The 14,019-nt window shown below is 61.1% G+C and carries 15 protein-coding genes; 5 read left to right on the top strand and 10 right to left on the bottom strand.

Translation table 11 applies throughout. The features are described 5' to 3' along the window. Nucleotides 1–23 precede the first annotated feature (23 nt). Both glpK and ACR0AC_RS10035 read left to right on the top strand, forming a co-directional pair. Nucleotides 24–1,502: a glycerol kinase GlpK gene (gene glpK / locus ACR0AC_RS10040; protein WP_480873113.1), complete on the top strand. Its 1,479-nt coding sequence runs from the start codon at nt 24–26 to the stop codon at nt 1,500–1,502. A 110-nt stretch (nt 1,503–1,612) separates the two neighbouring features. Further along, entirely contained in the window at nt 1,613–2,377 is a 765-nt protein-coding gene (locus tag ACR0AC_RS10035) for a caspase family protein (protein ID WP_480626547.1), read from the top strand. A gap of 48 nt (nt 2,378–2,425) precedes the next feature. On the opposite strand, the gene smpB is transcribed toward ACR0AC_RS10035, so the two are convergent. The 10 genes from smpB to ACR0AC_RS09985 all read right to left on the bottom strand — a co-directional run bounded on the left by smpB (nt 2,426) and on the right by ACR0AC_RS09985 (nt 10,635). Further along, nucleotides 2,426–2,902, bottom strand: coding sequence for an SsrA-binding protein SmpB (gene smpB, locus ACR0AC_RS10030; protein WP_170453563.1), 477 nt, complete (start codon nt 2,900–2,902; stop codon nt 2,426–2,428). 58 nt (nt 2,903–2,960) lie between these two features. Beyond that, nucleotides 2,961–3,503, bottom strand: coding sequence for an isopentenyl-diphosphate Delta-isomerase (gene idi / locus ACR0AC_RS10025; protein WP_170453562.1), 543 nt, complete (start codon nt 3,501–3,503; stop codon nt 2,961–2,963). A 202-nt stretch (nt 3,504–3,705) separates the two neighbouring features. Beyond that, nucleotides 3,706–4,119 carry a cytochrome c family protein gene (locus ACR0AC_RS10020; RefSeq protein WP_170453561.1) on the bottom strand — a complete coding sequence of 138 codons (414 nt, stop codon included), beginning with the start codon at nt 4,117–4,119 and terminating at the stop codon, nt 3,706–3,708. 114 nt (nt 4,120–4,233) lie between these two features. Next, nucleotides 4,234–5,247 (bottom strand): P1 family peptidase, encoded by a 1,014-nt coding sequence (locus tag ACR0AC_RS10015; RefSeq protein ID WP_170453560.1) that lies wholly within the window; start codon nt 5,245–5,247, stop codon nt 4,234–4,236. Between the two features lie 81 nt (nt 5,248–5,328). Beyond that, nucleotides 5,329–6,075 (bottom strand): SDR family oxidoreductase, encoded by a 747-nt coding sequence (locus tag ACR0AC_RS10010; RefSeq protein WP_170453559.1) that lies wholly within the window; start codon nt 6,073–6,075, stop codon nt 5,329–5,331. A gap of 57 nt (nt 6,076–6,132) precedes the next feature. Next, nucleotides 6,133–6,552, bottom strand: coding sequence for an alternative ribosome rescue aminoacyl-tRNA hydrolase ArfB (gene arfB, locus ACR0AC_RS10005; protein ID WP_170453558.1), 420 nt, complete (start codon nt 6,550–6,552; stop codon nt 6,133–6,135). A 262-nt stretch (nt 6,553–6,814) separates the two neighbouring features. Continuing rightward, nucleotides 6,815–7,459, bottom strand: coding sequence for a queuosine precursor transporter (locus ACR0AC_RS10000; RefSeq protein WP_170453557.1), 645 nt, complete (start codon nt 7,457–7,459; stop codon nt 6,815–6,817). Between the two features lie 91 nt (nt 7,460–7,550). Continuing rightward, complete coding sequence (locus ACR0AC_RS09995) at nt 7,551–8,435, bottom strand: esterase-like activity of phytase family protein (RefSeq protein WP_480873110.1); 885 nt, start codon at nt 8,433–8,435, stop codon at nt 7,551–7,553. Next, nucleotides 8,408–9,271: a penicillin-insensitive murein endopeptidase gene (mepA, locus tag ACR0AC_RS09990; protein WP_170453555.1), complete on the bottom strand. Its 864-nt coding sequence runs from the start codon at nt 9,269–9,271 to the stop codon at nt 8,408–8,410. Before mepA ends, ACR0AC_RS09995 begins: the two co-directional genes overlap by 28 nt. Then, on the bottom strand, nt 9,268–10,635 hold the full coding sequence (locus ACR0AC_RS09985) for an MFS transporter (RefSeq protein WP_480873107.1): 1,368 nt from the start codon (nt 10,633–10,635) through the stop codon (nt 9,268–9,270). The genes mepA and ACR0AC_RS09985 overlap by 4 nt, the downstream gene beginning before the upstream one ends. Before the next feature lie 130 nt (nt 10,636–10,765). Here ACR0AC_RS09985 and ACR0AC_RS09980 point away from each other — a divergent pair, with 130 nt between their 5' ends. From ACR0AC_RS09980 to yaaA, 3 genes are all read left to right on the top strand, one after another. Next, the gene (locus ACR0AC_RS09980; RefSeq protein WP_170521175.1) at nt 10,766–11,053 is read left to right on the top strand and encodes a YggT family protein; all 288 of its coding nucleotides are present in this window, start codon (nt 10,766–10,768) and stop codon (nt 11,051–11,053) included. 78 nt (nt 11,054–11,131) lie between these two features. Further along, on the top strand, nt 11,132–13,171 hold the full coding sequence (recQ, locus tag ACR0AC_RS09975) for a DNA helicase RecQ (protein ID WP_480873105.1): 2,040 nt from the start codon (nt 11,132–11,134) through the stop codon (nt 13,169–13,171). 33 nt (nt 13,172–13,204) lie between these two features. After that, on the top strand, nt 13,205–13,975 hold the full coding sequence (gene yaaA, locus ACR0AC_RS09970) for a peroxide stress protein YaaA (protein ID WP_170735720.1): 771 nt from the start codon (nt 13,205–13,207) through the stop codon (nt 13,973–13,975). Nucleotides 13,976–14,019: the final 44 nt, after the last annotated feature.

Below are 14,019 nucleotides of genomic sequence, written 5' to 3'. Positions count from 1 at the left end.
CAGTTTGGGAGAGGCGCGCAGGCATGACCTATATTCTGGCAATCGATCAGGGCACCACGTCCTCACGCGCGATATTGTTCGATGCGCAGATGAACCGTGTCGGAACGGCGCAGCGTGAATTTCCACAGCATTTCCCGCAGGAAGGCTGGGTTGAGCATGATGTCGAGGATATTTGGGACAGCGTCCTGACCGTCTGCCGCGAGGTGATGGAGACCAGCAAGGTCTCAGCCGACCAGATCGCCGGGATCGGCATCACCAACCAGCGCGAAACCACCGTGGTCTGGGACAAGACCACCGGCAAGGCGATCCACAACGCCATCGTCTGGCAAGACCGTCGCACCGCCGAGATCTGCGCCCGCTACAAACAGGCCGGGTGCGAAGATGACGTGACCGCCCAGACCGGGCTGCTGCTGGATCCCTATTTCTCGGGCACCAAGGTCAAATGGCTGCTGGACACCGTCGATGGCGCGCGCGACCGGGCCGAGGCCGGAGAGCTGCTGTTCGGCACCATCGACAGCTTTCTGATCTGGCGTCTGACCGAAGGGCGCAGCCACGTGACCGACGCCACAAACGCCGCCCGCACCCTTTTGTTCGACATCCACAAGGGCGCGTGGAGTGCAGAGATTTGCGAGCTTCTGGATGTGCCGTTGGCGATGCTGCCGCAAGTGCTGGATTGCGCGGCGGATTTCGGCAGCACGTCGCTGCTGGGCGGCAATATCCCAATCCTGGGCGTCGCGGGGGATCAGCAGGCCGCCACCATCGGGCAGGCCTGTTTCCAACCCGGCATGATGAAATCGACCTATGGAACGGGATGTTTCGCGCTGCTGAATACCGGCACGCAGCCTGTCGCCTCGAAGAACCGCCTGCTGACCACCATTGGCTATCAATTGGACGGGCAGAGGACCTATGCGCTGGAAGGGTCAATCTTCATCGCGGGGGCTGCGGTGCAGTGGTTGCGGGACGCGCTGAAAATCATAGATGCCGCCCCACAAAGCGGCGATCTGGCAGCGCAGGCCGATCCGACCCAGCATGTAGTGCTGGTACCTGCCTTCACCGGGCTGGGCGCGCCCTATTGGAAACCCGACTGCCGGGGCGCGATGTTCGGACTGACCCGCAACTCGGGCCGTGCCGAAATTGCCCGCGCCACACTGGACAGCATCGCCTTTCAAACTCGCGATCTGTGGCACGCCATGCAAGGCGACTGGGGCGCCGAGGCCGATGTGATCCTGCGCGTTGATGGCGGGATGAGCGCATCGGACTGGACCATGCAAGGGCTGTCAAACTGTCTGGGCGCGCCGGTGGATCGCCCGGTGATGCAGGAAACAACCGCTCTGGGCGCGGCGTGGCTGGCCGGGATGAGAGCAGGCGTTTACCCCGATCAAGCCGGATTTGCCGAGACATGGCAACTGGACAAACGCTTTGAACCGGAGATGGCGCAAGAAGCCCGCGACGCCGCCTATGCCCGCTGGCAACGCGCGGTACAGGCAGCGATGGCATTTTAATGGGATGAGCAAGGGTGGCGGTTGGTTTCTGCGGCTCTATCCTTGTGCTTCGGGCGATACCGGTGAAGCAAAACCTGAATGACGTTTACCCATAAAACCTGGAGGCCGAATTGACGCGTATTTTTGCAGCATTTTATATCGTGACCGCCCTGTTAGCAGGGCCGTCAGCGGCGCATGAACGGTTTGCTTTGGTGATTGGGAATGCCGGATACACAAATGTCCCGGCGCTCGACAACCCCGTGAACGACGCGCAATTGATGAGCGATGAACTGCGCGACGCCGGTTTCTCGGTCACAACGCTGACAGATGCGAACCGCGCAGAGATGATGCGCGAAGTCGAAACCTTTTCCAGCAAAGTACGCGCGGCGGGGTCCGAGGCGTTGGCCGTATTCTATTTCGCGGGACACGGGGTGCGCAGTGATGGTTTCAACTATCTTCTTCCGCTGGGTGTGAACATTCAGTCCGAGGCTGACATAGCGGGCGAAGCTGTCCCGGCAGAATGGGTTTTGGATCGCTTTCACTCGCCACAGGCTGTAAGCGTTATGATCCTTGACGCCTGCCGCGACAATCCGTTCAGCAGCCAATCGGATGTGGTTCTGGATGTGGGCGACGGGCTGGCGCGTATGACCGCACGCACGAACAACCTGATCGCCTATGCCACAGGCCCCGGTGACGTTGCACTTGATGGGACCGGAACCAACAGCCCTTATACAGCAGCGATTGCGCGCGGGATCAGGACCTCGGGCCTGTCGCTTGATCAGATGTTTGATCAGGTGCGCTCGGATGTTATCAGCGAAACGGATGGCGTCCAGTCCCCCTGGGCGCGGTCGTCGCTGAACCTTAGGATCGGTATGAGAGACCCGACGTCCAACTGATTTAGGCTTTCAGACCAAGGCTTTGCAGTGGTCGGGGTGTCACCCACCCTAGCTGTGATCTTTCATCAAACGCTGCTTTTGCCGTGACCAGTCGCGCTTGGCCTGCGTTTCTCGCTTGTCGTGCAGCTTTTTACCCTTGGCGATGCCGATCTTCAGCTTGGCCCGGCCCTTATGGTTAAAATACAGAACCAGCGGCACCAGCGTCATACCCTTGCGCTGGGTCGCATTCCACAGGTTGGACAACTCCTTGCGTGAGACCAGCAGTTTGCGGCGGCGGCGTTCTTCGTGTTTGAACACCTTGGCCTGCTCATACGGTGCAATGTAGCTGTTGATCAGCCACAGCTCTCCGTCATCGACCGAGGCGTAGCTTTCGGCAATGTTCGAACCACCGGCCCGCAGGGATTTGACCTCGGAGCCTTCCAGCACGATGCCGCACTCGATATCCTCTTCGATTGCGTAATCGAAGCGGGCGCGCCGGTTTTCGGCGATCACTTTGTAATTCGGGTCGGTCTTCTGCTTGGCCATGACGCGTTGATTTAGGCCGCTTGCAGCGGCCATGCAAGGCAAGGATATGCCCTGCGCCTCAGGATTTTGCGGAAATGATCAGGTCGGGGCCAAAAATCGTGTCGGCGTGGTTGTGCAGATAGATCTTCAGCCAGGGCGTGAACCGGTCCGGATGGCGCTGCACCTCGGCCAGCAGGTCGTGATAGTCGATCCAGCGGATCTCCATCACCTCGTCCGGGTTCGGCTCGATCTTCAGCGGGCCGCGCACATGGGCCAGAAAGACATCCACCACCTCATGTTCGACCATGTCGTTACCGACATCGGCGTGATATTCCAGCCGGTGGCGGTATTCCGGGTAAAGACCGGTGATCCCAAGCTCTTCCCGCAAGCGGCGCACGGCACACGTCGAGGCGTTTTCGCCCCAGTCGGGATGGGTGCAGCAGGTATTCGCCCACAGGCCAGGCGTGTGATATTTGCCCAGCGCGCGCCGCTGCAGCAAAATCTCGGTCCCGCGAATAACGAAAACCGACACCGCCTTGTGCCTGAGGCCTTTCTGATGTGCCTCCAGCTTGTCTACTGGGGTCAGTTCGCCATCAACCCAGGCCGGGATCATGATTCCCATCGGTCGTCTCCTGCTGCCGATCCGTAGGACGGGGGAAGTAAAAAGAAAAGCTAAGGCCGGATCGGCTTGGCGTCGCGGCCCCGTCGGAGTGTTGTTTCGCCACGTGAGGTCAAATTGGCAACGTTAAGGCCAGTTATCAAGCGCACGAAAGGCCGCAGGGGCTGCGGCCTTTCGTCATGTCACCCGTTATGAACGTGTGAATTTATTCGCCAGAGACGCTGACGATATAGGCAAAAACGTCCTCGGCCCCGGATTTCAGCTTGAAGGTCATTTTCGACTTGGCCGCGGTGTCATCCAGATAGTCTTTCAGGAACGCCTTGGGGTCCTGCGAATAGGCGACAAAGGTTTCCTCGTCCCAGACCAGCCCGTTTTCACCGGCGGCGACGATGCTGTCGCCATATTTGAACCCTTCATAGGTGCCAGCGGTCCGGCCTGCGACGCCGTAGAGGTTGGGTCCGGTCTTGCCGCCTTTCACGATCACTTCGCCGGCAGGGTCAGCGATCAGGTGGCAGGATTTACACTTGTTGAAGGCTTTCTTGCCGGCCTCGGCATCACCTTCTGCATACGCTGGCAGGGCCAGCAGGCCGACAATTGCGGTAGCGAGGATACGATTCATTGTCTTAGCTCCGATACGAAATTGGCTGCACCGAATGGACCGTCGGTACAAAAAAGAGTCAACCGGCAGATTGCCGCGTGACGACACTCTGCCACTGCGACATAGAGGCTGTCCTTAACTTAAGTCATGTAACACGGACCAACAGGGCAACAGATCGCCTTGTGCCGGGGTCGCCAGATAAACCGCGCGCGCAATGGCACGTGCAAGGCAGATCGAAGCCGCGTGGCCGATCATCCCAAGCTCGGCGTCAGAGGACAGTGTCCTTGCCCCGGTGCCGACCCCAAAGACCAGATCCCCGTCGCCCGGCGTATGCGCCGGCAGCACAGCGCGGGCGATGCCGTCATGGGCCGCCACGGCAACGCGCTGGCACTGAGGTTTCGACAAAGCGGCATCGGTGGCGACAATCGCGATCGTGGTGTTTGTTTTCTCGGGATCGCCGCGCATCGCCTGTGCCTTGCGACTGGGGGGCGGACGGCCCAGACCGGCATTGGGATCAGGGCCTAAACCGCCGTATTCATCCCCGATTTCAAACGGCGCCGCCCAGAAATGACGCTCACCCGGTGTGGTGACGCTGCCCAGCGGGTTGGCCGCAACCAGCGCGCCAACGGTGATACCGCTTTCCAGCACCAGCGAGGCGGAGCCCAGCCCGCCCTTGTGCATCGCCGCCAGAGCACCCGTGCCTGCGCCCGCCGTACCCAGCGCGAAGTCTTCGCTGGCGTTTTCGAACGCGCTGCGCCCCAATGCGCGATAGGGGTTTTCCTCCCACTCCTTGTCGCCGCCATTCAGCAGATCGAACAGGATCGCGCCCGGCACGATCGGAACCACAGTGTCCCCGACCGGAAACCCCCGGCCCTGCGCCCGCAGCGCATCGGAGACGCCCGAACACGCATCCAGCCCGAAGGCCGAACCACCGGACAGCGCAATCGCATCAACCCGTGTAACCGATTTGTCCGGCGCAAGCAGATCGGTTTCGCGCGTTCCCGGCGCGCCGCCCATCACATGGACCGAAGCTGTGAAGGCCGCATCCGCCGTCAGGACGGTTGTGCCGGATTTCAGCGTGCCATCCTGCGCGTTGCCGACCCGCAGGCCAGGGACATCGGTGATCAGGTTTCTGGGTCCAGGGGTCATTGATTTTGTCGAGGTTGGGGCCGGGAAGCGCGCAGGCGCGCTGCCTCCGGCGGGGATATTTTTAGCCAGATGAAGAGCGGATCAGATGCAACGGCCACCGTCGACCTCCAATGCGGTTCCGGTGATCATGCTGGCTTCGTCCGAGCACAAGAACAGGGCGGCGTTGGCCATGTCCTCGGGGGTCGAGAAGCGGCCGAGCGGGATTGTTGAGAGAAACTTGGCGCGAATCTCGGGCGTGTCTTCGCCCATGAAGGATTTCAATAGCGGGGTTTCACCCGCCACCGGGCAGATCGCGTTCACCCGCACACCAGAGGGGGCGAGTTCAACGGCCATGGTCTTGGTTGCGGTGATCATCCAGCCCTTGGAGGCGTTATACCAGTTCAGGTTAGGGCGCGGCGACAGGCCTGCTGTGGAGGCGACGTTGAGGATAGCCCCCGCGCCGCGGGCCTTCATCGCGGGGACAAAGGCGCGGGCGGTCAGGTAGACGGATTTCATGTTCACATTGAAGACGCGTTCAAAGTCATCCTCGCTGACATCTTCCAGCGGTGTGGGCAGATGCGTGACGCCCGCATTGTTGACCAGAATGTCGAGATGTTCGTATGTGGCATAGGCTGCATCGGCCATGGCCTGGACCGAGACACGGTCACCCACATCCACCTGCTGCGCCAAGGCGTTTGGTCCAAGTTGCGCGGCCATGTCCTGCGCTGCGTCGCCGTTTATATCGGCGATCATCACACGGGCCCCTTCGGCCAGAAACTTCTGTGCGATCCCTGCCCCGAACCCGGACGCCGCGCCGGTCACGATTGCGGTTTTTCCGTCCAGCCTCATGATGTTGCCCTCCTGCCTGTCAGGGGCAGAGTAGCAACGCATCGCAAAGATGCCAGATCATTCTTCCGACACTTTGCCACGCAGCGCCTTGACGTCACCACGCGCCTTTTTCGCTGCCAACCGCCGTTTGACCGACCCATAGGTCGGTTTCGTCGCGACCCGCCGTTTGGGTTTGACCAGCGCGCGGGCGATCAGTTCGGCCAGTCGGGCGCGGGCAAGTTCGCGGTTGCGGGCCTGAGATCGGGTTTCTTCGCATTGGATGATGATCGCGCCATCCTTGGTCCAGCGCCGCCCGGCCAGCCGTTTCAGCCTGTTCTTCACCGGGTCGGGCAGTGAAGGCGAGCGCGCGGCTTCGAACCGCAACTCGACGGCGGTGGACACCTTGTTGACGTTCTGCCCGCCGGGGCCAGAGGACCGCACGAAGCTTTCCGTCATTTCCCAGTCCTGCAGGGTGATCTCGTCGGTGATGCGCAACATGAGGCGGACCTTACAGGGACCGCACAGAAACAGAAAGGGCCGCCCCGGCGGGACGGCCCTTCGAAAGTTCAGGAGGTCGGGTCGGTTAGATCAATCGACCAGCCGGAGCGAGCGCTCCGCCAAGGGCTGCCCTAGCAGGCGATCCCCCCGGTTGTTCCGACACCTCTCTCCAATCTCTTTCTCGACACTGGATCACCTCCTTTTCTATCTGTTGCGGTTGAAAAGGATGGTGGCACAAGTTGTGCCATTCTCCAAACGTTTTTTACGCGGGCTGCGCAGTCAGGCGGGAAACAATCACCTTGAACGGAATCAGCGCGATCAGCGCCAGGGACAGTTTCACCAGCCAATCGGCAAAGGCCAGTGTGACCCACAGGGGGGCCATCGGGCCGGACAGCATGAAGGGCACAGGCTCCCACGCCCAGCTGATGGCTGCGTCTGCGCCAGCACCGAAGACCGTAACCGAGGCCGAGAAGGCGAGGGTAAAGAAGATCGCAGTGTCCAAAGCCGAGCCCACAAGGGTTGAGACTAGCGGCGCGCGCCACCAGCGACCGCCGCGCATCGCATTGAAGATGGTCACATCGGTCAGCTGTGCGATCAGGAAGGCGGTACCCGACGCGACTGCGATCCGCAGCGGTACGGCGGTATAGGTGAAGCCGTCCCCTTGCAGCACGATCTGGCTGCCGATCAGCGAGCAGATGATACCGGTGACAAACCCGGCAAACACGACCTTGCGGGCCGGGCCCACGCCATAGACGCGGTTCATGATGTCAGTGACCAGAAAGGCCAGCGGATAGGTGAAGGCACCCCAGGTCAACAGCCCGTCAAGGATCAGGAACTGGACCAGGATGTTCGAGGCCACGACAATGGCGGCCATGGCAAGAATGCCGGGAATAAAGCTGCGTTGCATATTTTGATGCCCGTTTTGACAAGGTAGCGGCGACTTGGCCAAGGGCTCATCCCAAGGCAAGCCGTGCGTTTAGACCTTTGCCTGCGGCCTGTCAATCGGGCAGCAGGTATTCCACCAACTCGGTCCGTTGCAGCGCCAGAAAGTTGTCATCCGAGATCATGGTGGCGCGCAATCGGCCCTGTTCATCGCGCCAGACCGACAGCCCTTCGAGGTTGTCATGCGCGCCTTTGCCTGTCTCAATCAGGGTTTCTTCGGCCTTTGGCGTGTCATCAGAGACATCCCACCGCCGCAGGCGCGACCGAAAGCCGGTTATGGAAGCGGTGCGTTCCAACACATAAAACCGCCCATCCGGGCCGAAATCGCCAGCCACAGGCCGGAAATCCCCGCGTTGCAGCAGGACAAAGGGCGTAGACCACGCGCGCCCATTCCAGCGATAGACAGGGATGTCCCCCTGCGCCGTGCGGCTTTTCTCGGTCAGGGTATAAAGGCGACCCTGATCGTCGATTGCCAGCCCTTCGAACGAGCCGTTGCGATCCAGACCGTCAAACGCCTTGGGCCGGGGCAAGACCTGGGCCCTTGTTCCCGGCGCCGGGTAATAGGCCACGCGATGCACGCCTTCGAACGAAATATAGAACCCGCCATCCGGCGCCATTGCGATGCCTTCGGAATCCCCCGCATAGCCCAGCATGATGCGGCCCGCGCTGGACAGAACAGGCCATTGGCCCAGAATTCGGATGTCGGTGATCTGATCCCTGTCACGGGCGATGCGGGCCGTGACCAGCGTTGCCCGGTCGCTGAGCACCGTGATGTGAGTGCCGTTTTCCGACATATGGATGGCCGAAAACCCGCCGAACCATTCGGCGTTATGCCTCCAGACATAGCTGCCAAGTTGCGTGGCGGTTTTGACCTCGACGGCCCCGACCGATCCCGCAATAGCCGCCGCTGCTATCAGTTGGACGACAAAACGGCGGCGCATTGCTGGGGTAAATCAGCCAGAACATACTCCCGGCGTTTCTTGGGGGCTGGGGCGTTCGGGTCGGGTGGCGGAGGGTTGAGGATGTTGTTCACCCATTCCTGCGCCTGAGCGCACCCGTCGCCCCGGGGCGGCGGATCCTGATTGACGCAACCACGCGATCCGCGCGGGCATTTCAGACGGACGTGGAAGTGATAGTGATGCCCCCACCACGGCCTGATCTTGCGCAGATAGGCGCGGTTGCCTGTCTCGTTGTTGCACATCTGAACCTTGGCACCGGGAAAGACAAAGATCCGCGCCACGCGTTTGTCTTTGGCAGCTTCACGCAGGATCGCGTGGTGCTGAGGGGTCCAGTTGCCGTTCACAAAGGCCCCGCCAGAGCGGCGTAGGGAGATGGAAGAAAGGTTCTCGCGCGCAGTGCGGCTAAGGCGCATATCACCGCCGGGCAGCATCCAGATATCGATGTCCAACCCAAGTTGATGCGAGCGATGGCCCGAGGTCATCGGCCCGCCCCTCGGCTGGCTGATATCCCCGATATAAAGGCCGTTCCACCCCGGTTGTTTGGCGGCAAAACGGCTGAGGTCCTGCACGTAGTCGATTGCCTCTGGATGGCCCCAGTTTCGGTTCCGCGACAGCCGCATCGCCTGCCATGTGGGCCCGGTTTCCGGCAACTGCACTGAACCGGCAGCGCAGCCGCGCGAATAACTGCCGAAAGCGGCCGGTTTTTGCTGTGAACTGGCCCTCTGCGCGCCAAATAACTGTTTGGCCAAAGGCTCGGCCGTTGCTGTACTTGCCAGGGTAAGCGCGGCCAAAACTATCAAAAAACGTCGTAAAATCATCTGCTCTGATCCCCTTCCGGTTTCACCCAGCGCATTAGGAACAGCCCCAGAATAAACAACAGGACGATGGGTGACACCCCCAGTCGCGCGCTGCCAGTCACGGTTGTGGCAATCCCGATCAGCAGCGGCGCGGCAAAGGCTGTGGCGCGACCCGACAGACCATAAAGCCCAAAGCTTTCAACCGGGGTGGCGGGATCCGTGTGGCGCACCATCATCGAGCGGCTGGCCGATTGCAGAATCCCCCCCATGCCGCCGATCAGAACGCCGCAGCCAAAGAACACCAGATCCGGCAGGTTGGACCCTTCGGGCAGGCTGATGCCATAAATCTGCGTCCGGTCCATCATCACCACGGTGGCGCAGACAAAGATCAGCACCCAGATCGCGGTCAAAATCACCGGTTTAGGGCCGTATTTCCGATCCATCTTGCCGCCGATCCAAGCAAAGATGGCCGAGGCCAGAACGCTGACGATCCCGAACACGCCGATCTTGATCAGGTCCCATTCCAGCACCAGCCGCGCGTAAACGCCGCCAAAGCTGTAAAGCCCGTTCAGCGCGTCGCGGTAGAACATGGACGAACCCAGATAAGCCGCCAGACTGCCCCGATGACGCAAGGCGGCGATCGACTTGCCTAAAAGGCGCAACGCCTCTCCGACGCTGCCCTTCTTTTCGGTTTGCGGATCATCGCGCACCCACAGGAAATAGGGCACCATGAACAGAACGAACCACCCGGCGGTGAACGGACCGACAAAACGCGTGCCCTCGCGCGCGGCGGCGCCCAGCCCGAACAATGGCTCCATTCCGATCAGGGTCTTGCCATTGGGCTGTTCCACAAACAGCGCCAGCATGATCGCGAGCGAGATCAGACCGCCGAAATAGCCGAACGCAAAGCCCGAGCCGGAAATCTCGCCCACCTCATCGTCATTCCCCAGATCGGGCAACTGCGAGTTGATGAAGATCAGCGCATATTCCGCCCCTACAAAGCCCAGACCAAAAGCCGACAGCATCAGCCACATATTCGAGCCATCGGGCAGCGTGTACCACAGCGCAGCCGAGCCCACCGCATACATCACCGAAAAGGCAAATATCCAGGGGATGCGCCGCCCCGACACATCCGCCATTGCGCCCAGCAAGGGCGCCCCGAACGCGATGATCAGACCGGTGATGGTCAGGCAGTTTGCCCAGACCGTCTGCGCCTGCGCGGCGGCGGCCTCGGCACCAAGCCCGGTATTGGCGTAATACCCGGCGGCGACCCCTGCGAAATAGGGGCCGAACACAAATGTCACCAGCAAGGTGTGATAGGGCTGACTGGCCCAGTCGAAAAACCACCATCCCCAGATGCGCTTGCGCTTGGAAATCTCTGCCATGACTGCCCCTGTTCTTCTTTGTCTTCATAAGACGGGGCTTTGTCCCAATTCGCAAGCTTTCAGTTGGGCCGGACTTGCTCTTTACGACAGGGGCGCTTAGGTCTCTGTTCGGTGAAAGAACGGAGTGCCCATGCTGTCGCTGATCCAAATCCTGCTGCTGATCCTGGACATTGTCTGGTTCATCATCCTTGCCCATGTGATCATGAGCTGGCTGATCAACTTTCAGGTGCTCAACCTGCATCAACAACTGGTCGCGCAAATCTGGTACGGCCTGAACCGTTTGTTAGAGCCGATATATGGCCCGATCCGCCGTGTTCTGCCCAATATGGGCGGGCTGGACCTGACACCTTTGGTGGTGCTGATCGGGGTCTATGCGCTGCGGATCATCCTGATCAACAATATGGGCTATTTTGTCTGAGGCCTTGTTCACCGAATCTTAGTATGTGATTGTCCTGTCTTAAGAGCAGATAAACCTTAAAACAGGGCACCCCCGCAGATGTTCGACTCCGCGCCTTTGCTGCGAGATGTCTTTGGATTCGACGCCTTCCGCCCCGGGCAGGAAGAAATTGTCGATGCCGTGACCGCTGGCGAAAACGTGTTGGCGATCATGCCCACGGGGGGCGGAAAATCCCTTTGTTTCCAACTGCCTGCCTTGCTGCGCGACGGGGTCACGGTGGTGATCTCTCCGCTGATCGCCCTGATGCGCGATCAGGTGCGTGGGCTGCAAGAGGCCGGGGTTGAGGCCGGAGCGCTGACCTCCGGCAATACACCCGAAGAAACCGATGCGGTGTGGGAGGCGCTGGAAGCCGGGCGGCTGAAGCTGCTTTACATGGCCCCCGAACGTCTGGCCGCTGGGTCAGCTTTGGGGATGCTGCGCCGGATCAATGTCAGCCTGATCGCGGTGGACGAGGCGCATTGCGTCAGCCAGTGGGGCCACGATTTCCGCCCTGATTACCTGCGGATCGGAGAGCTGCGGCGCGCGCTGGACGTGCCTTTGGCCGCGTTCACCGCCACGGCGGACGCGGAAACGCAGGATGAAATTGTCGAAAAACTGTTCAACGGCACCGCGCCGCGTAAATTTCTGCGCGGGTTCGACCGGCCCAATATCCATCTGACTTTTGCCGCGAAGGACGGGCCGCGCAAACAGATCTTGGACTTTGCCGAGGCACGCAAAGGTCAATCCGGCATCGTCTATTGCGGTACCCGCAACAAGACCGAAGTGTTGGCCCAAGCCCTGCGCGCCGAGGGCCACACCGCCTGCCACTATCACGGCGGGATGGAGGCCGAGGACCGCCGCATCGTCGAAACCCGTTTCGCGCGCGAGGATGGTCTGATCGTGGTCGCCACCGTTGCGTTCGGCATGGGCATCGACAAACCCGATATCCGCTGGGTTGCACACGCAGACCTGCCGAAGTCCATCGAGGCCTATTATCAAGAGATCGGCCGCGCGGGCCGTGATGGCGGGCCTGCCGAGACGCTGACCTTGTTCGGCCCCGACGACATTCGCCTGCGCCGCTCGCAGATTGACGAAGGGCTCGCACCACCAGAACGACGCATGGCCGACCACGCGCGGCTGAATGCCCTGCTGGGGCTGGCCGAGGCGCTGGTCTGCCGCCGTCAGACTCTGCTGGGCTATTTCGGCGAGCAGATTGAACCTTGCGACAAATGCGACCTCTGCGATACTCCGCCCGAGGTCTTCGACGGCACAACCCCTGTCCGCATGGCCCTGTCCGCGATCCTGCGGACCGAGGAATGGTTCGGCGCGGGCCATCTGATCGACATTCTGCTGGGCAATGAGACCGACAAGATCCGCGACCGCCGTCACGACGCCCTGCCCACCTATGGCATCGGCAAGGATTGGTCGCGGCCCCAATGGCAGGCGATTTTTCGGCAGATGATGGGCCACGATCTGGTCCGCCCCGACCCGGACCGCCACGGCGCGCTGCGCATGACCGAGGCCGCCAAACCGATCCTGAAAGGCGAGGCGCAGATCAACCTGCGCAAGGACACGATCCGCAAGGCCACCCGGCGGCCAGCGGTCAAGGCGATGGTGTCCGAGGAAGACGCGCCGCTGCTATCGGCGCTCAAGGCCAAGCGCCGCGCCTTGGCCGAATCCGCGCGGGTTCCGGCCTATGTCATCTTCCCCGATCGCACCCTGATCGAAATGGCCGAGACCCGCCCCGCAACGCTGGACGACATGGCCCGGATCGGCGGGGTCGGCGCGAAGAAACTGGAACGCTACGGCGATACGTTTCTGGAGGTGATTGCGGGCGAGGTTGAAGCCGTTCACCCCGCGCGCCGCAAACTGGCAGGCCGCGATCAGGGCGAGATTTATGACCGTTTGCTCGAGGTGCAGTCTCAGCTATCGCGTGGCCCCGACGGGATCGACAAACCGCTGACCTGTTCCGCCTCGCAATTGGCCAAGGTGGCACAACTGCGCCCCGACGACCCACGCGGGATCGAGATGGTGCTGGGTGACCGCCGTCACGAAAGGTTTGGCGCGGCCTTTCTGGACGTGCTGCGGGATGCGGGCTAAATACCCGGCATCAGGCAAGGAACGAGGGCGGATATGCTGGTAGTGATTTCCCCGGCCAAACGGCTGGACTGGGCAGAGCGGGATATTGAGGTCACAGCACCCGACTTTCAGGACGACGCGATCCGTCTGTCAAAAACCGCCCGCAATCTGACGCTGGGCGATCTGAAAAAGCTGATGGATCTGAGCGACGATCTGGCCCGCCTGAACCGCGACCGCTATCGCGCCTTTGCCGACGCGCCTGAGGCTGACACCACCCGCCCCGCCGCGCTGGCCTTTGCCGGGGATACCTATCAGGGGCTCGAGGCAGCCTCGCTGGACGCGGATGAGATGGCCTGGGCGCAGGATCATCTGCGCATTCTGTCGGGTCTTTACGGCGTGCTGCGCCCGCTGGACGCGATTCAGCCCTATCGGTTGGAGATGGGCAGCAAACTGAAAACCCGCCGCGGCAAGAACCTGTATGAATACTGGCGCGACCAGTTGAGCAAATCTCTGAACGCGCAGGCCGAAGAGATTGGTGGCGATGTTCTGGTGAACTGCGCAAGTCAGGAATATTTCGGTGCGGTCGACCTGAAGGCGCTGAAACTGCGGGTGATCACGCCCGTGTTCATGGAAGACAAAGGCGGCACACCCAAGATCGTCAGCTTCTTTGCCAAGAAAGCGCGCGGCGCGATGGCGCGCTATATCATTCAGCATCGGTTGACCGATCCCAAAGGGCTGCTCGATTTCGACAGCGGAGGTTACGAATACCGCCCGGAACTGTCTGAGGAAAACAAGCCGGTTTTCCTGCGCCCTTATCAGGCTTGAACCTTACGCATGAAACCGGCCTGTGGTCCTGGTTGTTGATGGCG

The sequence above is a fragment of the Ruegeria sp. H7 genome (genome assembly GCF_056532945.1).
Note: the sequence above shows the minus strand (reverse complement) of the source record. Positions and strands in the feature narration are given on the sequence as shown.

What these genes read in the sequence shown, in the direction of transcription:
- glpK (WP_480873113.1), top strand. Translation starts at nt 24, where the DNA reads ATGACCTATATTCTGGCAATCGATCAGGGCACCACGTCCTCACGCGCG.
- ACR0AC_RS09985 (WP_480873107.1), bottom strand. Translation starts at nt 10,635, where the DNA reads ATGGCAGAGATTTCCAAGCGCAAGCGCATCTGGGGATGGTGGTTTTTC.
- arfB (WP_170453558.1), bottom strand. Translation starts at nt 6,552, where the DNA reads ATGTTGCGCATCACCGACGAGATCACCCTGCAGGACTGGGAAATGACG.
- ACR0AC_RS09995 (WP_480873110.1), bottom strand. Translation starts at nt 8,435, where the DNA reads ATGCGCCGCCGTTTTGTCGTCCAACTGATAGCAGCGGCGGCTATTGCG.
- mepA (WP_170453555.1), bottom strand. Translation starts at nt 9,271, where the DNA reads ATGATTTTACGACGTTTTTTGATAGTTTTGGCCGCGCTTACCCTGGCA.
- yaaA (WP_170735720.1), top strand. Translation starts at nt 13,205, where the DNA reads ATGCTGGTAGTGATTTCCCCGGCCAAACGGCTGGACTGGGCAGAGCGG.
- ACR0AC_RS10020 (WP_170453561.1), bottom strand. Translation starts at nt 4,119, where the DNA reads ATGAATCGTATCCTCGCTACCGCAATTGTCGGCCTGCTGGCCCTGCCA.
- ACR0AC_RS09980 (WP_170521175.1), top strand. Translation starts at nt 10,766, where the DNA reads ATGCTGTCGCTGATCCAAATCCTGCTGCTGATCCTGGACATTGTCTGG.
- ACR0AC_RS10010 (WP_170453559.1), bottom strand. Translation starts at nt 6,075, where the DNA reads ATGAGGCTGGACGGAAAAACCGCAATCGTGACCGGCGCGGCGTCCGGG.
- recQ (WP_480873105.1), top strand. Translation starts at nt 11,132, where the DNA reads ATGTTCGACTCCGCGCCTTTGCTGCGAGATGTCTTTGGATTCGACGCC.
- ACR0AC_RS10015 (WP_170453560.1), bottom strand. Translation starts at nt 5,247, where the DNA reads ATGACCCCTGGACCCAGAAACCTGATCACCGATGTCCCTGGCCTGCGG.
- ACR0AC_RS10000 (WP_170453557.1), bottom strand. Translation starts at nt 7,459, where the DNA reads ATGCAACGCAGCTTTATTCCCGGCATTCTTGCCATGGCCGCCATTGTC.
- idi (WP_170453562.1), bottom strand. Translation starts at nt 3,503, where the DNA reads ATGGGAATCATGATCCCGGCCTGGGTTGATGGCGAACTGACCCCAGTA.
- smpB (WP_170453563.1), bottom strand. Translation starts at nt 2,902, where the DNA reads ATGGCCAAGCAGAAGACCGACCCGAATTACAAAGTGATCGCCGAAAAC.